Source organism: Sphingobium algorifonticola, assembly GCF_004005485.1.
In the GTDB taxonomy this organism is placed as follows: Bacteria; Pseudomonadota; Alphaproteobacteria; order Sphingomonadales; family Sphingomonadaceae; genus Sphingobium; species Sphingobium algorifonticola.
The window spans coordinates 765,399-787,072 of sequence record NZ_RZUL01000001.1 but is presented as its reverse complement, the minus strand read 5'-3'; the positions used below and the strand labels follow the sequence as shown (position 1 = coordinate 787,072).

At 63.7% G+C, this 21,674-nt stretch carries 22 protein-coding genes; 14 read left to right on the top strand and 8 right to left on the bottom strand.

Translation table 11 applies throughout. The features are described 5' to 3' along the window. Positions 1 to 88 precede the first annotated feature (88 nt). A complete protein-coding gene (gene egtB, locus ENE74_RS03695) occupies positions 89 to 1,360 on the top strand; it encodes an ergothioneine biosynthesis protein EgtB (protein ID WP_127689256.1) in 1,272 nt (423 codons plus the stop codon). Positions 1,361 to 1,364: 4 nt separating this feature from the next. After that, entirely contained in the window at positions 1,365 to 2,327 is a 963-nt protein-coding gene (egtD, locus tag ENE74_RS03690; RefSeq protein WP_127689255.1) for an L-histidine N(alpha)-methyltransferase, read from the top strand. Here the strand turns inward: egtD and ENE74_RS03685 are convergent, their stop codons facing one another. Beyond that, positions 2,328 to 3,371 carry a DUF1176 domain-containing protein gene (locus tag ENE74_RS03685; protein ID WP_241241804.1) on the bottom strand — a complete coding sequence of 348 codons (1,044 nt, stop codon included), beginning with the start codon at positions 3,369 to 3,371 and terminating at the stop codon, positions 2,328 to 2,330. 87 nt (positions 3,372 to 3,458) lie between these two features. On the opposite strand from ENE74_RS03685, the gene ENE74_RS03680 reads away from it, so the two are divergent. Then, positions 3,459 to 4,340, top strand: coding sequence for a 3-hydroxyacyl-CoA dehydrogenase NAD-binding domain-containing protein (locus ENE74_RS03680; protein WP_127689254.1), 882 nt, complete (start codon positions 3,459 to 3,461; stop codon positions 4,338 to 4,340). Between the two features lie 142 nt (positions 4,341 to 4,482). Here the strand turns inward: ENE74_RS03680 and ENE74_RS03675 are convergent, their stop codons facing one another. Next, positions 4,483 to 5,805: a hemolysin family protein gene (locus ENE74_RS03675; RefSeq protein ID WP_127689253.1), complete on the bottom strand. Its 1,323-nt coding sequence runs from the start codon at positions 5,803 to 5,805 to the stop codon at positions 4,483 to 4,485. 151 nt (positions 5,806 to 5,956) lie between these two features. Between ENE74_RS03675 and ENE74_RS03670 the strand changes: the two genes are divergently transcribed. Continuing rightward, the gene (locus tag ENE74_RS03670; RefSeq protein WP_127689252.1) at positions 5,957 to 6,634 is read left to right on the top strand and encodes a YiaD family glycine zipper/OmpA-like lipoprotein; all 678 of its coding nucleotides are present in this window, start codon (positions 5,957 to 5,959) and stop codon (positions 6,632 to 6,634) included. Positions 6,635 to 6,756: 122 nt separating this feature from the next. Here ENE74_RS03670 and ENE74_RS03665 read toward each other — a convergent pair whose 3' ends face one another. From ENE74_RS03665 to argB, 5 genes are all read right to left on the bottom strand, one after another. Beyond that, positions 6,757 to 7,374: a MarC family protein gene (locus tag ENE74_RS03665; RefSeq protein ID WP_127689557.1), complete on the bottom strand. Its 618-nt coding sequence runs from the start codon at positions 7,372 to 7,374 to the stop codon at positions 6,757 to 6,759. Continuing rightward, positions 7,374 to 8,009 carry a Cif family virulence factor gene (locus ENE74_RS03660; RefSeq protein ID WP_127689251.1) on the bottom strand — a complete coding sequence of 212 codons (636 nt, stop codon included), beginning with the start codon at positions 8,007 to 8,009 and terminating at the stop codon, positions 7,374 to 7,376. The genes ENE74_RS03665 and ENE74_RS03660 overlap by 1 nt, the downstream gene beginning before the upstream one ends. A gap of 101 nt (positions 8,010 to 8,110) precedes the next feature. After that, positions 8,111 to 9,004: a bifunctional methylenetetrahydrofolate dehydrogenase/methenyltetrahydrofolate cyclohydrolase FolD gene (folD, locus tag ENE74_RS03655; protein ID WP_127689250.1), complete on the bottom strand. Its 894-nt coding sequence runs from the start codon at positions 9,002 to 9,004 to the stop codon at positions 8,111 to 8,113. Then, on the bottom strand, positions 9,004 to 9,300 hold the full coding sequence (locus ENE74_RS03650; RefSeq protein ID WP_127689249.1) for a YggT family protein: 297 nt from the start codon (positions 9,298 to 9,300) through the stop codon (positions 9,004 to 9,006). The genes folD and ENE74_RS03650 overlap by 1 nt, the downstream gene beginning before the upstream one ends. A gap of 109 nt (positions 9,301 to 9,409) precedes the next feature. Next, positions 9,410 to 10,312, bottom strand: a complete 903-nt coding sequence (argB, locus tag ENE74_RS03645) for an acetylglutamate kinase (protein WP_127689248.1) — start codon at positions 10,310 to 10,312, stop codon at positions 9,410 to 9,412. A 219-nt stretch (positions 10,313 to 10,531) separates the two neighbouring features. Here argB and ENE74_RS03640 point away from each other — a divergent pair, with 219 nt between their 5' ends. Continuing rightward, on the top strand, positions 10,532 to 11,554 hold the full coding sequence (locus ENE74_RS03640) for an MlaA family lipoprotein (protein ID WP_241241803.1): 1,023 nt from the start codon (positions 10,532 to 10,534) through the stop codon (positions 11,552 to 11,554). On the opposite strand, the gene ENE74_RS03635 is transcribed toward ENE74_RS03640, so the two are convergent. Then, a complete protein-coding gene (locus ENE74_RS03635) occupies positions 11,514 to 12,233 on the bottom strand; it encodes a dienelactone hydrolase family protein (protein ID WP_127689247.1) in 720 nt (239 codons plus the stop codon). The two genes, ENE74_RS03640 and ENE74_RS03635, sit on opposite strands and share 41 nt — an antisense overlap. 84 nt (positions 12,234 to 12,317) lie before the next feature. Here ENE74_RS03635 and gpmA point away from each other — a divergent pair, with 84 nt between their 5' ends. The 9 genes from gpmA to ENE74_RS03590 all read left to right on the top strand — a co-directional run bounded on the left by gpmA (position 12,318) and on the right by ENE74_RS03590 (position 21,618). Further along, on the top strand, positions 12,318 to 13,004 hold the full coding sequence (gene gpmA, locus ENE74_RS03630) for a 2,3-diphosphoglycerate-dependent phosphoglycerate mutase (RefSeq protein WP_127689246.1): 687 nt from the start codon (positions 12,318 to 12,320) through the stop codon (positions 13,002 to 13,004). 215 nt (positions 13,005 to 13,219) lie between these two features. Continuing rightward, positions 13,220 to 13,705, top strand: coding sequence for a 5-(carboxyamino)imidazole ribonucleotide mutase (gene purE / locus ENE74_RS03625; RefSeq protein ID WP_127689245.1), 486 nt, complete (start codon positions 13,220 to 13,222; stop codon positions 13,703 to 13,705). After that, complete coding sequence (locus ENE74_RS03620; protein WP_127689244.1) at positions 13,702 to 14,772, top strand: 5-(carboxyamino)imidazole ribonucleotide synthase; 1,071 nt, start codon at positions 13,702 to 13,704, stop codon at positions 14,770 to 14,772. The genes purE and ENE74_RS03620 overlap by 4 nt, the downstream gene beginning before the upstream one ends. Before the next feature lie 31 nt (positions 14,773 to 14,803). Beyond that, a complete protein-coding gene (locus tag ENE74_RS03615) occupies positions 14,804 to 15,322 on the top strand; it encodes a dihydrofolate reductase (RefSeq protein WP_127689243.1) in 519 nt (172 codons plus the stop codon). Between the two features lie 41 nt (positions 15,323 to 15,363). Further along, complete coding sequence (locus tag ENE74_RS03610; protein ID WP_127689242.1) at positions 15,364 to 16,188, top strand: alpha/beta fold hydrolase; 825 nt, start codon at positions 15,364 to 15,366, stop codon at positions 16,186 to 16,188. A 52-nt stretch (positions 16,189 to 16,240) separates the two neighbouring features. Beyond that, on the top strand, positions 16,241 to 17,200 hold the full coding sequence (locus ENE74_RS03605; RefSeq protein ID WP_127689241.1) for a bifunctional riboflavin kinase/FAD synthetase: 960 nt from the start codon (positions 16,241 to 16,243) through the stop codon (positions 17,198 to 17,200). 161 nt (positions 17,201 to 17,361) lie between these two features. Continuing rightward, positions 17,362 to 20,517: an isoleucine--tRNA ligase gene (locus tag ENE74_RS03600; protein WP_127689240.1), complete on the top strand. Its 3,156-nt coding sequence runs from the start codon at positions 17,362 to 17,364 to the stop codon at positions 20,515 to 20,517. 140 nt (positions 20,518 to 20,657) lie between these two features. After that, on the top strand, positions 20,658 to 21,173 hold the full coding sequence (lspA, locus tag ENE74_RS03595) for a signal peptidase II (protein WP_127689239.1): 516 nt from the start codon (positions 20,658 to 20,660) through the stop codon (positions 21,171 to 21,173). Beyond that, positions 21,166 to 21,618 carry a DUF3035 domain-containing protein gene (locus ENE74_RS03590; protein ID WP_127689238.1) on the top strand — a complete coding sequence of 151 codons (453 nt, stop codon included), beginning with the start codon at positions 21,166 to 21,168 and terminating at the stop codon, positions 21,616 to 21,618. Before lspA ends, ENE74_RS03590 begins: the two co-directional genes overlap by 8 nt. Positions 21,619 to 21,674: the final 56 nt, after the last annotated feature.

Genomic DNA, 21,674 nt, shown 5'->3' with positions numbered 1-21,674 from the left:
CGATCTCGACTTATATTTCGTGCATTGGGAACATTGACAGGGGGTTACGCGCTGTTTGGCGCGACGGAGCAGACGTCTGCACGGGAGAATGCCAGTGACTTTTGACCGGCAGGCTACAGCGCGTCGGCAGCATGATGCCGCTTTTGCGCATGTGCGATCGCTCAGCGTGGCGCTGGTTGCGCCGCTTTCGGATGCTGACGCCACTGCCCAGTCGATGGACGATGCTTCGCCCGCCAAATGGCATCTGGCGCACACGACCTGGTTCTTTGAGACGTTCGTTTTGCGCGATCACGTCTCTGGCTATCGCCCGTTCGACCCCGCCTTCGCTTATCTGTTCAACAGCTATTATGAGGCGGAAGGCGCCCGCCATGCCCGGCCGCAGCGCGGGCTGCTGACACGCCCGTCCCTGGCCGATGTGTTGGCGTATCGCGCGCATGTCGATGCGGCCATGCAGTCTGCCATGCCCTATCTGCCCGAAACGGCGCTGGCGCTCGTCACCCTCGGTCTCCATCACGAGCAGCAGCATCAGGAACTGCTCCTGACCGATATCCTGCATCTGTTCGCACAGAATCCGCTTGCGCCTGCCATGTGGGCGGCACCCGCCGCCATGCCTGCGCCGATGCCCGGGCCGATGGACTGGATCACCGGGCGCGAGGGCGTGGTGGACCTCGGCCACCATGGCAATGGCTTTGCCTTTGATTGCGAAGGACCAGCGCACAAGGTTATTCTGACGCCGCATGCGCTCGCCAGTCGTCCGGTCACCAATGGCGAATGGCAGGATTTCATGGCCGACGGCGGCTATGCCGATCCGCGGCACTGGTTGTCCGACGGCTGGGCCTGGGTGCAGGCGCAGGGCGTTGCAGCGCCACTCTACTGGCGGCGCGAGGATGGCGGGTGGAGCCGTTTCGGCCATGATGGCCGCCGCCCGGTCAACCCGGCGGCGCCGGTCACGCATATCAGCCTGTACGAAGCCGACGCTTATGCAAGCTGGGCCAATGGGCGATTGCCGACCGAAGCGGAATGGGAAAGCGCGGCGCAAGGCCTCGACCCGAACGGTGGCACGCAACTGGACGAGGCACGCTGCCCGCGCCCGCGCGCCTGCGAGCAACGCGGGGGGTTGGCGCAGATGTTCGGCGATGTGTGGGAATGGACCGGAAGCGCCTATCGCCCCTATCCGGGCTTCCGTGCGGCGGAAGGCGCGGTAGGCGAATATAATGGCAAGTTCATGTCCGGGCAGTTCGTGCTGAAGGGTGGCAGTTGCGCCACGCCGCGCGGTCATATGCGCGCCTCCTATCGCAATTTCTTCTATCCGCACCAACGCTGGCAGTTTACCGGCCTGCGCCTCGCCAGGGATATATAGACCGATGTTGTTGACGCTCGACCGGCAGACGGTCTCACCGCCTGCCGTTGATCCCGCATTCCGGCAGGACATTTTGGACGGGTTTGCCCGGATGCCCAAGGCGACGCCGGCCCGCTGGTTTTACGATCATCGCGGATCGGAACTGTTCGAGGCGATCACTGCCTTGCCGGAATATTATCCCACACGTGTGGAAACCGCCCTGCTTGCGGCGCATTGTGGCGATGTCGGCATGCTGACCGGGCAGGGGCGCGCCGTGATCGAGTTCGGCGCGGGCAGCGCGACGAAGACCCCGCATCTGCTGTCTGCCATTGCCCCGGTGGCCTATGTACCCGTCGACATCAGCGGTGACTTTCTGCGCGAAAGCAGTGCGACGCTCGCCGCGCGCTTTCCCGATTTGACGGTTCTGCCGGTAGAGGCGGATTTCAGCCGGGCCATTCCCTTGCCGAGCGCCGTGGCGGACATGCCCAAACTCGGGTTTTTTCCCGGATCGACCATCGGCAACATGACCCCGGCGGAGGCAGTCGATCTGCTGCGGATGATGCGGGGATCGCTGGGCCCGGGATCGATGCTGCTGATCGGCATGGACCGCGTCAAGGACCCTGCGGTGCTGGTGCGTGCCTATGATGACGCGCAAGGGGTGACGGCGGCGTTCAACCTCAATCTGCTCGCCCGCATCAACCGCGAATTGCGCGGCACCATTCCGCTGGAGGCCTTTGCCCATCGCGCTGTCTGGAACGATGACGCGGCGCGGATCGAGATGCATCTGGAGGCGCTGGAGGATGTCGGGTTCACGATCGACGCTGTGCCGTTCAGCATGAAGGCGGGCGAGACGATCCATACCGAAAACAGCCATAAATATGGCCCGCGTGATGCGCGCCTGCTGTTACGCGCTGCGGGATGGGCGCCCTTGCGCGAATGGACCGACGCGCTGGATCAGTTCGCGCTGATCTTGGCGATGGCGGCGTAATCAGGGCACCACTTTCGCGCGCCAGGTGGTAATCCAGTTCCACCCGCCGCGACATTCCCCCATCTGCGTCGCTTCCGTCAGGCGGAACATCGTTCCGTCCCACACATAGGTTTCGCTGCTGCCGCAATCGCCGATGCCGCGTCCCTTTGCATAGCTCGACAGGCTGCTTGTCTTCGCCTCGAACCCGGCATTGACCAGCATCGGCAGGCCCGCATCCTCGCTCCAGCCGGGTTGCAGGTCGAAGCGGGCAGGCATGAAACTGCGCCGCCCCGGCATGCCGGTGGCGATCAGCGGGACTGACGAAAAATTATAGGCGCCAGCGCCGCACGGCATCAGGACCAGCGTCTGGGTCTTCGAAAGGCGGTGCAGTTCCGGTTCCTGATCGGCGGTGAACTCGTCGGCGCAGCCGCTGACATCCGTGGCTTTCGCCAGTTCCTCGCGCCACAGGCTGCTGGGCGCGGCCCCTGGGGGAACGACCGCGCGCGTGACCAGCGGCAGCGGCGGCGGCGGTTTGACCGCATTAGCGCCCAGCGGTCCCTTCGCCACGATCGCCGTCACCGTTCCCGCCCGACCCTGTTGCGCGTCCATATAGCGCAGCGCCGCAGCCGATCCGCTCAGTGACGGCTTGCCCAAAAGCGCCTTGCCGTGGCGCACTTCCATCGTTTTGCCGCGCGCCATGGCATCGGCGATGGCGGTCCCCTGAACGCCCGTGAATTGCGCCTCGTCATCGGTGGCGACGGCGCTGGCGATTGCCTTTCCGTCGATGACGATGCTGACCGATCCCTTGATGCTGTCCTGACTGCGGACCGAAACGACCGGCTGGGCCTGGGCCTGCGGCGCGCGCGAAAGCGTTATCGCGACATGCCCGTCAAACACTGCGTCGGCGGGCAGCAGCGCCTCTGCGGCACAGGTCCGGCCATTGTCGCAGCCGATCGTCCAGTCGCGATAGGTTTCGAGCTTCCCCGGTTGCGGCGCGGCGGCGGCGGCGACTGACGCACCCGTCGCCAGATGGACGGCAACGCCCAATGCTATTGCAATTTTCAACGCCTCAATCCCCCTCCATTTTACGATAGCCTGATTTGCGACCCTCCGGTAGAGGCCGATGCATATCGGGAAGAGAGGAATGGGACCATGCAGCCTTCGGCACGATCGATCGGCATTATCGGCGCGGGACAGATGGGCGCGGGGATCGCGCAGGTGTCGGCGCAGGCGGGCTATGATGTATTTCTGGCGGATGTCGATGCGGCACGCGCACAGGCCGGCAAGGATGGCGTTGCAAAGCAGCTGAACCGGCTGGCAGAGAAGGAGAAGATCAGCGCCGCCGACGCCCACGCGGCCATCGACCGGATCGTGCCGGTGAGCGATTATGCCCCAATGCGCGATGCGTTTCTGATCATCGAGGCAGCGACCGAGCGTGAAGAGATCAAGCGCGCCATCTTTGCAAAGGCGGCGGAGGTGCTGGCACCCGATGCCGTGCTGGCCACCAACACCTCGTCCATCTCCATCACCCGGCTGGCGCAGGCGAGCAGCGATCCTACGAGGTTCGTCGGCGTCCATTTCTTCAATCCGGTGCCGCTCATGAGCCTGGTGGAGGTCATTCGCGGCCTCGCCACAAGCGAAGCGACGATTGCGGTAGCCCGCGACTATGTGGGTCGCATCAACAAGCAGATGGTGCTGGCGAAGGACAGCCCCGGTTTCATCGTCAACCGCATCCTTCTGCCGCTGCTCAATGAAGCCTTTTTCGCGCTGGGCGAAGGCATCGGATCGGTCGTCGATATCGACCTTGGCGTGAAGCTGGGCCTGGGCCATCCGATGGGGCCGTTAACGCTGGCCGACATGATCGGTCTCGACACGCTGCTCGAAGTGCTGCGCGTGATGCAGCAGGATTTCGGCGACCCCAAATATCGTCCCGCGCCAATTCTCGTCAAATATGTCGAAGCGGGCTGGTACGGGCGCAAGACCGGGCGTGGCTTCTACGACTATTCCGGGCCGGAGCCCGTGCCGACAATATGATCTAATTCCCGCGGCGTCAGCCTTGCTGAATGGATAAGGCGCGCGCGGAGACGCGGAGCCGCAGAGAAAATAGCATAGCCTCTCCGCGACTCCGCGTCTCTGCGCGAACACATGGATTAACATGCGTGAAGCGGATTAGGGTCTACCGCCGCGTCACCAGCAGCTTGTCGATCTTGCGTCCGTCCATGTCGACGATCTCGAAACGCCACCCCTGATCGTCGAAATGCTCGCCGACCACCGGCAGATGCTTCAGGACCCAGAGCGCATGGCCCGCAACGGTCGCATAGTCCCGCTCTTCCGACAGGTCGATGCCAATGCGTTCGGCCAACTGGTCGATGGGCATCTGTCCTGACACCAGCAGGCTGCCGTCCTCCCGCTCGACCAGGTCAGGCTCATCATAATCGTCGCGGTCCGACGCAAACTCGCCCGCGATTGCCGACAGCAGGTCAGCGGGCGTCAATATGCCTTCGAAATGGCCATATTCGTCATGGACCATCACCATCGGTACATCGGCGCGGCGCAGCACTTCCAGCGCGTCCATGGCGTCCACCTGATCGGGCACCACTTCGGCGCGACGCATCAGCGCCCGCAAATCCAGCGTCTCGCCCCGGAACAACGCTGTCATGATATCGCGCGCCTGCACGATCCCGATGATGTCCTCGACCGATCCCTGGCCTACCGGCAGGCGTGTGCGGGGTGTTTCCAGCAGGCGCTGCCGGATGGAATCGATGTCGGCATTCACATCTATCCAGTCGACGTCCATCCGCTGCGTCATCACTTCGCGCACCGGGCGATCGGCGAGGCGAACGACGCCGGATATGATCGCACGCTCGCTTTCCTCGATTACGCCCGATTTGCTGGCCTCCGCGACGATCAGGTGCAGTTCCTCCGCCGTGACGTGATTTTCCGATTCGCGGTTCATGCCCAGCAGACGGAAAATCAGCGCACTCGATCCGTCGAGCAACCAGACGAGCGGGGCGGTTACCTTCGCGAGCACCAATATCGGCCGTGCCATGATAACGGCGATCGGTTCCGGTGCCCGCAATGCGAATTGCTTGGGCACCAACTCCCCAATGATGAGCGAGGCATAGGTGGTGAGACCGATGACGAGCGCGAAACCGATCGTCTGCGCCGTTTCGGGATCAACGCCAAGCCGGGCAATCCGGTCCCCGGTCGGCCCACCCAGGCTCGCGCCCGAATAGGCGCCGGCGAGAATGCTGATCAGCGTGATCCCGATCTGGACCGTGGACAGGAACTTGCCAGGGTCGGAGCCGAGCGCGAGCGCCAGCGTCGCCCCCTTGCTGCCTGCCTTTTCGAGGCCCTGCAGACGTGGCTTGCGCGCGGACACGATCGCCAGTTCCGACATGGCAAACACGCCGTTGAGCGCCACCAGCGCAAGGATGATGATGACGTCCGCCCAGGGAAAGGGCGTCAGCGGCGGAAGCGGAGGGGGGATCGTGGCCATGGCGGTCGCTGTCCCTCATGCCGCGAAACTGTCGCTTTCACAACAGATACATCATCCCATGTTCAGTTCGCATGTGGAACAAAACGGTCGCCAACCGGTTTAGGCCGACATCACCATGGCGATGCCATGCGCCAAGAGAGGGATAATAATCATGACCATCACCCAACGCCTGCTGGGCACCGCCGGACTTGGCGCGCTGCTGCTCACCGCTGCCTGCACCACCGATCCGAACACCGGACAGCGGACAATCTCCAAGGCGGCGATCGGCGGGATCGGCGGGGCACTGGGCGGCTATCTGCTCGGCGATCTTGTGGGTGGACGCCGCGACCGGACGGAAAAGATCGTCGGCGCGGGTATCGGGGCGCTGGCCGGTGCAGGCATCGGCGCTTATATGGACGCGCAGGAGCGCAAGCTGCGTGAGGAAACGGCGGGGTCCGGCGTGGATGTGATCCGCGATGGCGACAACCTGCTGCTGCGCATGCCCTCGGGCATCACCTTTGCCTATGATCGTGCCGAGGTGCAGCCGCAGTTTCAGCCGACGTTGAACGATGTCGCCGCGGTGCTGGCACAATATCCCAAGACCTATATCGACGTCTACGGCCACACCGACAGCGACGGTTCGGACGCCTACAACCAGACGCTGTCGGAACGTCGTGCCACATCGGTCGCCAACTATCTGAATGGCAAGGGCGTCCAGTCCGCGCGGATCGCGACCCGCGGCTATGGCGAGACCCAGCCCATCGCCTCCAACGCGACCGAGGAAGGCAAGGCCGCCAACCGCCGCGTGGAAATCAAGGTCGTCCCGGTGACCGAAGGCGATCTGCGGTAAATATATCCACGTCACCCCAGCGAAGGCTGGGGTCTCAAGCGACAGGATGCAATCCACCCGCGCGAGACCCCGGCCTGCGTCGGCGTGGGGTGACGATCATAGTGCCTTGGGCACCATGATCGTCAGAAACTGGCCTTCAGACCGTCGATCACGAATTGCGCGGCCAGCGCCGCCAGCAGCACGCCGAGCAGCCGGGTAATCACGGCCTCGATCTTCTTGCCCAGCAGGTTCATCAGCGGCCCGGCCGCGACCAGAGCGATCAGCATGAGCACCAGCACGGCCGCCAGCGCGCCCAGCACGGCAAGACGCTCGCTGATGCCATCTGCGCGCGCCATCAGCAGCATGACGGTCGCGATCGATCCCGGCCCGGCGATCATCGGCATGGCCATCGGGAACACCGACACATCCTCTATTTCCGGGGTATCGACGATCTTCTGCGCGCGATCCTCGCGCCGTTGCGTGCGCTTTTCGAAAACCATGTCCATCGCGATCAGAAACAGCATGATGCCGCCTGCGATGCGGAAGCTGTTGAGGTTGATGCCCAGCACGCCCAGCAACTGCTTCCCGTAAAGCGCGAATACCAGCAGGATGAGCGTGGCTATGAACACCGCGCGGATTGCCATGGATCGGCGCTGCGCCTCGGTCGCGCCGGTGGTTACGCTGGCATAGATCGGCGCGCAGCCGGGCGGATCGATCACCACGAACAACGTGACGAACGCCGACAGGAAAAGCTCTAATATCATGGCTGCGCCGCGACCTCGTTCACCAGAACATCCTCATAGACGCCGTTCGTCATCAGCGAAATGACGATGCGGCGCGATCGGTCGGGGCGGACATCGCTGGTCCATTTGAGGCTGCCGTCTTCCGACATGCCCTGACCCGGTGTGGCCAAAGCCGCAGGCGGCGGCGGAAGCGCCGACTTTCCAGGCGGCGGCATCGGCGGCATGCCGCGCGGACAGGTGGCGAGGCGCGTCATGATGATGTCGGCAGGCGGGCGCGGCGTTGCCACGATGTCACCGTGATCGAGTACCCACTGCCATCCACCCTTGCGGTCGCGTCGCCACACTGTAGTGAAATAGCCATGGGTGCCGTTCGGCCACTGCGCCGCGCCAGTGGTCACCCCGATGCTGCCATCGCAGGACATGACGACCATCTGCGGCTGCCACTTCACCGAAACGGGGGGATCCTTGCGGCCCTTCAGCCATGTCTGCGCCGTCACCATCTGCGGCACGAACATCACGGCGTCCTTGGCGGCGGTCTTGCGGAACGCCGTCCATTGTCCGCGTTCCTGCGCCAGCCGGGCGAAGGCGATCTCTGCGGCAACCACGGCGCTGGGATTGGCGGACAGGCGCATCGGCATGCGCGGCATGGGCATTTGTGCGGCACATGGCACGACCGACAGGGCTATGCCGATTGCAAAACCGACGACTTTAACGTGTCCGGCTATCCGTGCGCCCGGTGCCAGACCCCTGTATGTCACAGGCCCTCCGGTGCGGCCAAACCGGCGCGGGCGTGCGCCGCGACCAGCGTATTGCGCAGGAGGACGGCAATCGTCATCGGCCCGACGCCGCCGGGCACCGGCGTGATCGCGCGCGCATGCAGAATGGCTTCGGCGGTGGCGACATCACCGACGATGCGGCTTTTGCCCTCCTCCTCGCCGGGCACCCGGTTGATGCCCACGTCGATGACGGTCGCGCCGGGCCTAATCCAGTCGCCCTTCACCATTTCCGGCCGACCGACGGCCGCAACGACGATGTCCGCGCGATGCACGACCGAGGCAAGATCGCGGGTGCGGCTGTGCGCGATGGTGACGGTGCAGCTTTCGCCGAGCAGCAGTTGCGCCATCGGCTTGCCGACGATGTTGGAGCGCCCGATCACCACCGCTTCCAGCCCGGAAAGGTCGCCCAGTTCGTCCTTCAGCAGCATCAGGCAGCCCAGAGGTGTACAGGGCACCATGCCTGCCGCGCCGACCGCCAGCTTGCCGCTGTTGATGACGTGGAAGCCGTCGACATCCTTGTCGGGATCGATAGCCGCGATCACCATCGCCTCGTCGATGTGGGCGGGCAAAGGCAATTGCACGAGGATGCCGTCGATACGCTCGTCGCCGTTCAATTCCTCGATCAGTTCGAGAAGCTCCTCCGCGCCGATCGTTGCAGGTCGTTTGAAGGCGAAGCTGTCCATGCCCGCTTCGCGCGTCATCTTCGCCTTGGAGCGGACATAGACGCTGCTTGCCGGATCTTCACCCACCAGAACGACGGCAAGGCCCGGCTTGCGGCCCTGCGTCGCGACGAAGGCTTCGACGCCTAGCGCCACCTTCGCGCGTAGCTGCGCCGCAAACGCCTTGCCGTCGATCGTCCGGCCGATCGTCATCAGACAATCAGCGGCGTGAAGATCGCCGGCAGGAGGACGCGCTGGATGATATAGATTGCCAGCAGGACGACCATCGGGGATAGATCCAGCGCACCCAGATCGGGCAATATCTTGCGGATCGGGCGATAGATGGGCTGAGTCATCCGGTCGAGTGCATAAAGCGCGTTGCGGACGAAATCATTGTAGGTGTTGATGACGTTGAACGCGATCAGCCACGACAGGATCGCCTGGATGACGATGATCCACCAGACGACATTCAGCAGGATCATGAGAATCTGATAGATAACGAGCGCCATGCGGTCTCCGCGAAGCCTAGCGCCACGACATGTGGCGATTGCTGCCGCTTTACGCGACTGCCGGTGCCGGGGGCAAGCGCAAGCCTGCGATTATTCCACCAACGCGTGGCTATATCCGTACCAGCGTTCCAGCCCCGCGCCTGGTGAAGATTTCCAGCAGCATCGCATGGGGCACCCGTCCGTCCAGGATGACGGCTGCATCCACCCCCGCCTCGACCGACTGGACGCAGGTTTCTAGCTTCGGGATCATGCCGCCGGAGATGGTGCCGTCGCCCTGCAGCACCTTGATCTGCGCGGGGGTCAGGTCGGTCATCAGTTCGCCTGCCTTGTCGAGCACGCCCGGCACGTCTGTCAGCAGGAACAGCCGCGCCGCGCCCAGCGCCGCAGCGACCGCGCCGGCCATCGTGTCGGCATTGATGTTGTAGGTCTCGCCGCCCGCACCGATGCCGATCGGGGCGATCACCGGAATCATCCCGGCGCTGCTGATGGTATCGAGAATGGCGGTGTCGATATGGCTGGGTTCACCCACGAAGCCCAGGTCGATTGCCTGTTCGATCAGGCTGTCGGGGTCTTTCCGGGTCCGCTGCACTTTCGTTGCGGTCACAAAGCCGCCATCCTTGCCCGAAATGCCGACGGCCCGCCCGCCTGCCTGGCCGATCCAGTTGACGAGTTCCTTGTTGATCGCGCCCGACAGCACCATTTCGGCTACGCGCGCCGTTTCTGCATCGGTCACGCGCAGGCCGTCTATGAAACTGCTTTCCACGCCCAGTTTCTTGAGCATCGCGCCGATCTGCGGTCCGCCGCCATGCACGACGACGGGATTGATGCCGACGGCCTTCATCAGCACCACGTCTTCGGCAAAGTCGCGGGCCAGTTCCGGGTCGCCCATCGCATGGCCACCATATTTCACCACGAACGTCTTGCCCGCGTAACGCTGCATATAAGGCAACGCCTCGGTCAACGTCTCGGCCTTGGCAAGAAGTTCGGGGGCGGGGTCATGCTTGCTGGTCATGCCCGGGCGCATAGGGGAAAGGGGCGTAAGGGGCAAGATTGGCCGCAGCCGCCCTGCCGCCCTTGCCCGGCGCGGACTATGGCGCAACGGGATGCCATGGGCTATGCCGACTCGCTATTGGCCGGTTCGGCAATGACGATCCGGTCTGCCAAAACAAAAAGGTCTGCAAATTTGGGTTTTTCGGCTGTTACCTGCGCCATACTGACGGCAAGCGCGCCCGTGGCAGTGCCCGTTGGCACGCCACCGGCGCTTACCTACGCGCCGCTTGTGGAACAGGGTACGGGGGCGCAGGCGGTGACGTCGCCTGCACCCCCCGCGCCAGCCCCCGCTCCCGCCAGTGCCCCCGCCAGCGCGCCCGGCGATCCGGTACCGCTGCCTGCGTATCCGTCCCAGCCGACGCCCCCGCCTCCGGTGGTGCCGACGCTGTCCGGCACATCGCCGTCCGCAGAGACGACCGAAGACGCGATCGTCGTCAGCGGACAGGCCCCGGCCACGCCCGGCGATCCTCTGGAACAGGTCAATGCCGAAAGTTTCAACGTCACCCAGAAAGTCGACAAGGCATTTGTCGGGCCGGTTGCCCTGGCCTATCGCGATGCGGTGCCGCGGCCGTTGCGCCGGGGGCTGCGCAATGTTTTGCGCAACCTGCGTGAACCGGTGGTGTTCATCAACTATCTGCTCCAGCTAAAGCCCGGTAAAGCGGCTGAAACAGTTGGCCGTTTTGCGATCAATTCGACGCTGGGCGTCGCCGGGCTGTTCGACGCGGCCAAGAAGCGCCCGTTCAACCTGCCTTATCGCCCGAACGGCTTTGCCAACAGCTTTGGCTATTATGGCATCGGCCAGGGCCCGTTCCTCTATCTTCCCCTGCTTGGCGCAACCACCTTGCGCGACGTGATCGGCAATACGCTCGATCGTCTGGTTCTGCCGCTGGCGGTCGGCAAGCCGTTCAACAATCCGGTGGTTACGATTCCCATCGTTACATTGAGCGTGCTCGACGAACGCGCGCAGTTCGATGAGGAAATCGAGGCACTGCGCAAGACGCCGGACCCCTATGCCACCCAGCGCGACTACTACCTGAAGGCCCGCCAGGCCGAAATCGACGCCTTGCGCGGCAAGGCGACGCCGGGCATGAAGCCCTTCACGATTGCGCCGATCGCGCCGGTTCCCGCTGCCGATAATGCCGACGAGACCGGGGAAACGGTGGTCAGCCCAGTATCTCCGCAAGAAAATCCGCCATCGCCCTGAAGCTGCGCCGGTCGGCATCCGGCTGATAGGCAAGGCCGCGTTCGGGCATGTTCGCGTCACGATCGGTAAAGGCATGGCCGGTATGGCCATAGGCGTGCACTTGCCAGTCACACCCGGCCTGCGTCAGTTCATGCGCCAGCGCCACCATCGCATCGGGCGGCGCGATTGGATCGTCCCAGCCATGGCTGATCAGCAGCTTTGCGCTGATGGCGCTATTCGCGAAAGGCGGCGGATCGTACACACCGTGAAAGCTCACGCCGCCGCGAATGGGGGCCCCGCAGCGCGCCAGATCCAGGACGCATTTCCCGCCGAAGCAATAGCCGATCGCGGCCAGCCGGGTCGCGTCCACCCCGTCAAGGTCGCGCAGCACATCCAGTGATCGGAGCAAACGGGCTTTGAGCAGTGCGCGATCGGCATTCAGTTCGGCCATATATCGCCCCATATCAGGGTCGGCGCGGGTGGTGCGCTTGCCCTGGCCATAGACGTCGGCGACCAGCACCACATGGCCGAGCGCCGCGACTCTCTCCGCCATTGCGAAATCCGCTTCCTTGGTGCCGAGCACATTGGGGATCAGCAACACGCCGGGCAATGGGCCGGCTGCGCTGTCATCGGCGATAGCCATGGCCTCGAACGGACCGCCGGGGCCATCGTGAACCAGGATATTGCGCGTCATCGCCATGGCCGATTCTCCCTCTACGCCGCATTGCATGACGCGATTTTGCCGCTAAGGAAAGCGCGTTCGCCAGATCATCGGGAGACCGCAATGCCCACGCTTGTCCTTATCCGCCACGGCCAGTCGGCCTGGAATCTGGAAAATCGCTTCACCGGCTGGTGGGATGTCGATGTGACCGAAAAGGGCGCGGGCGAGGCGCGTGCGGCAGGGCAGTTGATGAAGGCGAAGGGGCTGGATTTCGACCAGTGCTTCACCTCGCTTCAGACGCGTGCGATCAAGACGCTCAATCTGGCGCTGGAAGAAATGGGGCGTCTGTGGCTGCCGGTCGAAAAGGACTGGCGCCTGAACGAGCGGCATTATGGCGGGTTGACCGGCCTCGACAAGGCGGAAACGGCGGCGCGCCACGGCGATGAACAGGTGCATGTGTGGCGCCGCAGCTTCGACATTCCGCCGCCGCCGATGGAAGCGGACAGCCCGTTCGCCATGACGCAGGATCGCCGCTACGCCGGCATCAGCATTCCGGCGACCGAAAGCCTCAAGGATACGATTGCCCGCGTGCTGCCCTATTGGGACGCGCGAATCGTGCCGGAGCTGAAGAGCGGCAAACGCGTTCTCATTTCCGCTCACGGCAATTCGCTGCGCGCGCTGGTCAAGCATCTGTCGGGCATTTCCGACGCGGAAATCGCCAGCCTCGAAATCCCGACCGGCCAGCCGATCGTCTACGAACTCGATGGCGATCTGAAGGCACTCGATCGATACTATCTGTCGGAGCGGTAAGTCATTTTATCATCCGTTCGCCCTGAGCGAAGTCGAAGGGTTCTGCCGAGCGATAGCGAGGTTTCCTTCGCCTGCGGCTCAGGAAGAGGCTTCGACTTCGCTCAGCCCGAACGGATTGAGGGTAGCTCTGCAAGCATCACACATTGCGATAAACCGCCTCTCCCGCTAATGCGCTGTCCTTGCGGTGCGGTGAGGCGCACCGACGGGGAGCAGGCATGGCGGACGGGGTACAGGTCGGCATCATCATGGGCAGCCGATCCGATTGGGATACGATGCGCCATGCCGCCGATATCCTCGATGCGCTGGGGATCGTCCATGAATGCCGCGTTGTTTCCGCGCACCGCACGCCCGATCGTCTTTATAATTACGCGAAGACAGCCGCCGGACGGGGGCTGAAAGTCATTATCGCGGGCGCGGGTGGCGCGGCGCATCTGCCCGGGATGGCGGCGGCGATGACACGTCTGCCGGTGCTGGGTGTTCCGGTCGAATCGAAGGCGCTATCGGGCATGGACAGCCTGCTTTCGATCGTCCAGATGCCCGGCGGCATCCCGGTCGGTACGCTGGCGATCGGCAAGCCCGGCGCGATCAACGCCGCGCTGCTGGCCGCCGCGATGCTCGCCACCACAGATGATGCACTCGCCGAACGGCTGGAGGCCTGGCGCGAGACGCAGACCGCCAGCGTTGCGGAGATGCCCGAATGACGGCGATCGCGCCGGGTGCGACCATCGGCATATTGGGCGGCGGACAGCTGGGGCGGATGATTGCCATCGCCGCCGCGCAGCTTGGCTATCGCACGCACATCTACGCGCCCGAGGCCAGCGGCCCGGCGGCCGACGTGTCGCCCCGCTGGACTGAGGCCGCCTATACCGACGCCGATGCGTTGGCGCGCTTTGCCGACAGCGTCGATGTCGTCACCTATGAGTTCGAGAATATCGACACGGCGGCGGTTGACGTGCTTTCGACTCACGGCCTTGTCCGGCCGGGTTGCAAGGCGCTGCGTGTCGCGCAGGATCGCCTGGCCGAGAAGCGGTTTGTGGACACGCTCGGCGGCATGACCGCGCCCTTCATGGCTATCGACAGCCTTGATGACCTGGACAATGCGATCGACCGGATCGGTTGCCCGGCGATCCTAAAGACCAACCGCATGGGCTATGACGGCAAGGGTCAGGCGCGGATCATGGTGCCGGGCGACAGCGTCGGCGCGTGGAACGCCATTCACCGCGCGCCCGCCATCCTGGAAGGCTTCGTAACGTTCGAGCAGGAGTTTTCCGTCATCGCCGTACGCGGCGCGGGCGGCGAGATACGGTTCTGGGACAGTCCGGCCAACGTTCACCTCGATGGCATTCTCGCCACCTCGACCGTGCCCGCGGGCGCAGTGATCGAGGAACAGACGGCGGCGGCACGCGCGCTGACCCGGCAGCTGCTCGACGCACTCGACTATGTCGGCGTCCTTGCCGTCGAGTTTTTCGCCTCCGCGCAAGGCCCGGTGTTCAACGAAATGGCGCCGCGTGTCCATAACAGCGGCCACTGGACAATCGAAGGGGCGATCACCAGCCAGTTCGAAAATCATGTCCGTGCGATCTGCGGCCTGCCGCTGGGCGACACCGGTCTTGCCGCGGCTGGCGTTTCCATGCGCAATCTGATTGCCGATCAGGTGGACCAATGGCCCGATATTCTTGCCGACCCTTCCAATCACCTGCATCTTTATGGCAAGGGCGAGGCAAGGCCGGGCCGCAAGATGGGGCATGTGACCCGGCTGGTGATCTGAACGTCATAATGTGGGGAAGGGAGCGACCGACATGCCGACCACCCATCCCGAAATTGTGCTGATCCTGGCCCGCGCCGACAATGGCGTCATCGGCCGTGACGGTGCGCTGCCCTGGCACCTGCCCGCCGACCTGCGCCGGTTCAAGACGCTGACCCAAGGGCGCCCGATGATCATGGGCCGCAAGACCTTCGACAGCCTGCCCGGTCTGCTCGACGGCCGCCGCCATATCGTCCTTACCCGCGATCGCGGCTGGGCGGACGACGGGGCGGAAGTGGCGCATGATCTGGACGGGGCGATCCGGCTCGCCAATGCGCCGGTCATTTCCGTCATCGGCGGCGCGGAAATCTATCGCCTCTTCATGCCGGTTGCCGATCGCATCGAAATGACGCAGGTCCATATCGATGCCGTGGGAGATACCACAATGGACGCCTTTGACCCCGCGTTATGGCAGGAAACCGGGCGCACCGCTCACGCGGCCGAAAGCGGGCGGCCCGCATATAGTTTCGTCACATATGTGCGGAGTCCAGATTATGTCATGGAACGCCGCTAATCCGCGTATTGGAGTAGCCCCATGCAGAGCAGGAGAGCCTGATGCCTAGTATCGACACATCGGACGGGACGCGCATTCATTACAAGGATATGGGCGAGGGTCCGCCGGTCGTGCTGATCCATGGCTGGCCATTGAATGGCGACATGTGGGAATATCAGACGGTTGCCCTGGTCGAGGCGGGCTATCGCGTCATCACTTATGATCGTCGGGGTTTCGGCCAATCCAGCCACCCCGCCAGCGGCTACACTTATGATGTGTTTGCCGACGATCTGGCCGCTTTGCTCGAAAAGCTGGACCTTTCGGGCGTCAGTCTCGTCGGGTTTTCGATGGGCGGTGGCGAGATTGCCCGCTATCTCTCACGTCACGGCGCGGGCCGCATCGCGCGCGCGGCACTTGTGGCATCGGTCGTGCCCTATCTGCTGAAGACGCCGGACAATCCCCATGGTGCCGATGAACCCGTATTCGAAGGGATCAAGGCCGCAATCCGCAAGGATCGTTTTGCCTTCCTGCAATATTTCGCCCAAGGCTTCTACGGGGTCGGGGAGGATGCCCAGCCGGTAAGCCAGGCGGTGCTGGACTGGAGCTTCCAGCTGGCTGTCATGGCCAGCCCGATCGCGACGATCGCCTGCGTCGATGCGTTCGGCAAGACCGATTTCCGGCCCGACCTTGCGCATTTCACCATTCCCACGCTCGTCATCCACGGCACCGCCGACATGACGGTGCCAATCGACGCCAGCGGCCGTGCCGCCGCAGCCGGCATCGCAAGCGCGACACTGATCGAATATGACGGCGAACCGCACGGCCTGTTTGCGACAGCACCGGACCGGCTGAACCAGGATCTGATCGACTTCCTGCAAGGCGACTGAGCGCGCGTTCAGCGCATTGCCCTGGCCCCCCGCTGTCCCTATAGGCCGCTTCATGCAGCGGCTGGACAGCGGCGCGGCGGTTCCCGCGGACCTGCGGGGGGCCATTGTCGCGCTGGGCAATTTTGACGGATTTCATCTGGGGCATCAGGCCGTGGTGGGCCGCGCCGTGGCGTGGGCGCGGGCGGAAGGCCGCCCGGCGATCGTCGCCACGTTCGATCCGCACCCCATGCGTCTGTTTCGCCCCGATGCGCCGCCCTTCCGGCTGACCACGCTTGACCAGCGCGAGGGGCTGTTCGCCGCCGCCGGGGCGGACGCCATGCTCGTGTTCCGTTTCGATGCGGCGCTCGCCGCGCTCGGGCCGGAGGATTTTGTCCGCAGCATGCTGCATGACACGCTGGCCCCGGCGGGTGTCGTCACGGGGGAGGATTTCACCTTCGCCAGGGGCAAGGCGGGAAACATCGCCCGCCTGGCGGAAATCGGCGCGCCGCTCGGCATCCGGGCTGAGGCCGTGGGTGCCGTCTCAACCGAGGATGGCCTGCCCGTTTCTTCCAGCCGCATTCGCGCCGCCTTGCAAGCTGGCGATTGCGCCACGGCCACCCGCCTGCTCACCCGCCCCTTCGCGATTGAGGGCATCGTGCAGCATGGCGACAAGCTGGGGCGCACCATCGGCTATCCCACCGCGAATATCGACATGGGCAGTTATCTGCGCCCCGCTTACGGCATCTATGCGGTGCGCGGCGTGCTGCCCGATGGCCGGATATTGGACGGCGCGGCCAATCTCGGCATTCGTCCGACCTTTGATCCGCCCAAGGAACTCCTTGAGCCGCATTTCTTCGATTTCGCTGAAAGCCTCTACGACCAGCGGATCGAAGTCCAACTGATCGAGCGCCTGCGCCCCGAAGCGAAGTTCGACAGCCTCGACGCCCTCGTCGCACAGATGGACGCTGATTGCGCCCGCGCGCGGCAGATCCTTGGCCCCCAAGAACTTGCAGGCGGGCCGTCGCTCGCGTAGGGCGCTTTTTCGACTTTCACCCCCTCCGTTCGTTTCGAGCGCAGGTTCGAGCGAAGCCGAGAACCGAAGTCGAGAAAGCCGTCCTGTGATGCGCTTTCTCGACGGTCGCATCTCGACAAGCTCGATGCTGCTCGAAACGAACGGTTGATGGAAACAGGTTCATGACCGACCAGCCCACCACACCTAGCCAAGAAACCCAGGACTATAAATCCACCGTATTCCTGCCGCAGACTGACTTTCCGATGAAGGCCGGTCTTGCGCAGAAGGAACCGGCGATCGCTGCGCGCTGGGATGCGATGGACCTCTACGGTCAACTCCGCGCGCGCCGGAAGGGTCGGGAACGCTTCATCCTGCACGACGGCCCGCCCTACGCCAATGGCGACATCCATATGGGCCATGCGATGAACAAGGTGCTGAAGGACATCATCGTCCGCAGCCAGTCGTTGCTGGGCAAGGATGCGCCCTATGTGCCCGGCTGGGATTGTCACGGCCTGCCGATCGAATGGAAGATCGAGGAAGAATATCGCAAGCAAAAGCTGAACAAGGACGAAGTGCCTCCGCAGGAGTTTCGCGCCCAGTGCCGCGCCTATGCCGACAAGTGGGTGGCCGTGCAGAAGGAGCAGTTCAAGCGCCTCGGCGTGATGGGCGACTGGGACGATCCCTACCTCACCATGAAGTTCGAGGCGGAAGCCACCATCGTTGGCGAAATCCTGAAGTTCGCGGAGTCCGGCCAGCTTTATCGCGGCGCAAAGCCGGTGATGTGGTCCCCGGTCGAAAAGACCGCACTGGCCGAAGCCGAAGTCGAATATGAGGATGTGACGAGCACCCAGATCGACGTGGGCTTCGAGATTGTCGAGGCGCCGAATGCGCCCGGTTTGATCGGTGCATTGGCAGTGATCTGGACAACCACGCCTTGGACGATTCCGGTAAATCAGGCGCTCGCGTTCTCGCCTGATGCGGATTATGTCGTTCTAAATTGCGTGAACGTGGTCGGGTGCAATCCATATATTGTCTTGGCCCGCGATCTCGTCCCAGCGTTTTGCAAGCGAGCTGGACTTCCAGTTCCCCTCGAATTTGGTGGAGATGGCCGGGAACCCGAACCGAACGGCCCGTCAGTTATGGCGGAGCCTGCATTTACAATTTTGGGGGAGCAACTGACGGGCGTTAGTGCTGATATGTATTCGTTTAGTGGGCAGGCGTTGAGTGGCGCCATCGCCCGCCACCCCATGCACAAACTGGGCGGCTTCTTCGCCAAACCCCGCCCGTTCCTCCCCGCCGATCACGTCACCACCGACGCGGGCACCGGCCTCGTCCATATGGCGCCGGATCATGGCGAAGAGGATTTCCTCGTCTGCAAGGCGCATGGCATAGACCCTGTGTTCGCAGTGAATGCGGAAGGGAAATATCGGGACGATTGGCTGTGGCTGGGGGGCCAAGGGTCCGTCATCAACATGAAGTTCGTCAGCAAGGATGGCCCGATCTGCACCGACTTGCGCGAAGCAGGCGCGCTGCTCGCCGCGTCCGACGACTTCAGGCACAGCTATCCGCACTCGTGGCGGAGCAAGGCGCGCATCATCTACCGCTGCACCCCGCAATGGTTCATCCCGATGGACAAACCTTCCACCGTTCGGGCTGAGCGAAGTCGAAGCCCTCTGCTGAGCGAAGTCGAAGCATCTGACGGGGCCTCGCTACGCGCGGCTGAGCCCTTCGACTTCGCTCAGGGCGAACGGATCGGAGACAACGCCCCCACGCTCCGCCAAACCGCCCTAAACGCCATCGCCCACACCCGCTGGGTGCCTGCGCGGTCCACCAACCGCATCCGCACCATGGTGGAGGGCCGGCCGGACTGGGTGATTTCCCGCCAGCGCGCCTGGGGCGTGCCGATCGCGCTCTATGTCCATCGCCAGAGCGGCGAATATCTCAATGATCCGGCGGTCAACGCGCGCATCATCGAAGCCTTCAAGGCAGGGGGCGCCGACGCATGGTTCGGTGCGGACCATCAGGCGCTGCTCGGTCCCGACTACAAAGTCGACGACTATGAAGTGGTGAACGACATCCTCGACGTGTGGTTCGACAGCGGCTCGACCCACAGCTTCGTGGTCGAAGCGCGCTATGGCAAGGGCACCCGCGCGGACCTCTATCTCGAAGGGTCGGACCAGCATCGCGGCTGGTTCCAGTCCTCATTGCTGGAGAGCAGCGGCACGCGCGGCTGCGCGCCGTACAAGGCCGTCCTCACGCACGGCTTCGCGCTCGACGGGCAGGGGCGCAAGATGTCCAAGAGCCTCGGCAATGTCGTCGATCCGCTCAAGATCATGAGCGAAAGCGGCGCGGACATATTGCGCGTCTGGGTCGCCTCCACCGATTATTTCGACGATGTGAAGATCGGCAAGGAAGTGCTGGCCGGGGCTTCCGACGCCTATCGTAAATTACGCAATACTTTCAGATACTTGCTTGGCGCGCTATCGGATTTCACCGATGCGGAGCGGGTACCGGTGGAGGACATGCCGGAACTGGAACGCTATATGCTTCACCGCCTCGCGACGCTGGACGCGGAATTGCGCGCAGTGGTGGACAAGGATGGGGCAAGCGAAAACTGGCTGGAGTTTTCCCGCTACACCCGCGCGCTGTTCGATTTCGCCAATGCGGACCTGTCGGCTTTCTTCTTCGATATCCGCAAGGATTGCCTCTATTGCGATGCGAAGAGCGATCCCAAGCGGATGGCCTATCGCACCGTCCTCGACACCCTGTTCCACGCGCTGATCCGCTATGCCGCACCGATCATCCCCTTCACGGCGGAGGAAGTATGGCAGAGCCGCTTCCCCGACGAGAGCGAGAGTGTGCATTTCCTGGAATGGCCGGATTTCGCGGCCCTCCTTCGTCATTCCCGCGCAGGCGGGAACCCATCTGGCAACACGGACGAAGGTGCCGGGCCGGAGATGAGTCCCCGCCTTCGCGGGGATGACGGTGAGTGGTTGCTGGATACGGAATTGGACGAGAAGTGGGGTGCCATTCGATCCGCTAGGGACGAAGTTAACGAAGCCATTGAGCCTTTGCGGCGGGAGAAAACCATTCGTTCCAGCTTGGAAGCCGGGGTAAATATCGGCGCTGAGTTTTTTGAACTGCTAAAGCTGAACGAGACCGATCTGGCGGAGATATTTATTACGTCAGAAGTCAAGGCATCTACCGATCTTATGGCGGAAGAACTTAGTGTGTTCAAAGTTGACCACCACAAATGCGGCCGTTGCTGGCGTCTGCTGCCCGAAGTGACCGAGGATGGTGCGCTGTGCGATCGTTGCGATACGGTGCTGACCGGATGACCATAGTTCCCAGCCATCCCCATCGTCATCCTGAACTTGTTTCAGGATCCATTGTGCCCCACGGAACCGCTGCGCGTGCCGAGACATGGATGCTGAAACAAGTTCAGCATGACGACAGCTTTGGGGGCTAAGGACGCATCATGACTGCCAACCCTCGCCCACTCGGCATTATCGCCGCTGCGCTCGTCCTGATCCTCGATCAGGCGATCAAATATATGGTCGCGGTGCCGCTTGCGCTCAAATCGCGGGCGGATGTGGGAGTCGACATTCTGCCCTTCTTCCGTCTGCGCTGGCTGGAAAACCGGGGCGTGTCGATGGGCTTTTTCCATGCGGACAATGAAACGGCGCGCTGGCTGCTGGTCGGCATGACGGCGGCGATCGCGCTGTTCGTCGCCATCTGGATGTGGCGGGAAAAGGCGCGTGGCGATGTGATCGCCCTCGGCCTGGTGCTCGGCGGGGCGCTCGGCAATATCATCGACCGGGCGCGTTTTGGCTATGTCGTCGATTATGCCGATCTGCATATCGGCGAATGGCGGCCCTTCCTGATTTTCAACCTGGCCGACGCGGCGATCACCATCGGTGTGCTGATCCTGCTTGCGCGGGCCTTCCTGCTGCGCGAGAAGAGCGCGAACACGGAGTCACTGGATAATGGTTAAGATTTTGCTCTCGGGCGGCCTGTTGGCCGGTGTCGCGATGCTGTCGGGCTGCGGCTCGACCGGTCTGTTCAACCGCGATCGGCCCGACGAGTTTGCCGTGTCGCGGCAGGCGCCGCTGGTGATCCCGCCCGATTTCGCGCTGGTGCCGCCCGCCCCCGGCGCGGCCCCTACCGCCAGTGCGGACGCATCGCGTCAGGCGATGGAAGCGATGTTCGGTGGCCCGTCGGCGCGCAGCGCCAGCGAAACGGCCGCGCTCGGTCGCGCCGGGCGCAACAGCGCCGATCCGGGCATCCGCTCCGCCGTGGGCGATCCCGATACGGCCGTGGTGGACAAGGGAGCGACCACGCGCGACATCATCGCCGCGCCGGAAGGCGACGGCCAGAACGCCCGCGCCGCCACATCGGATGCCGCGGCGCCCCCGCCGCCACCCCCGCCCTCGAACTGATCGCGGCGCGCGGCACGACACGGCCGTCGCTGTGTAACCGGATTGCAAGGAATGTC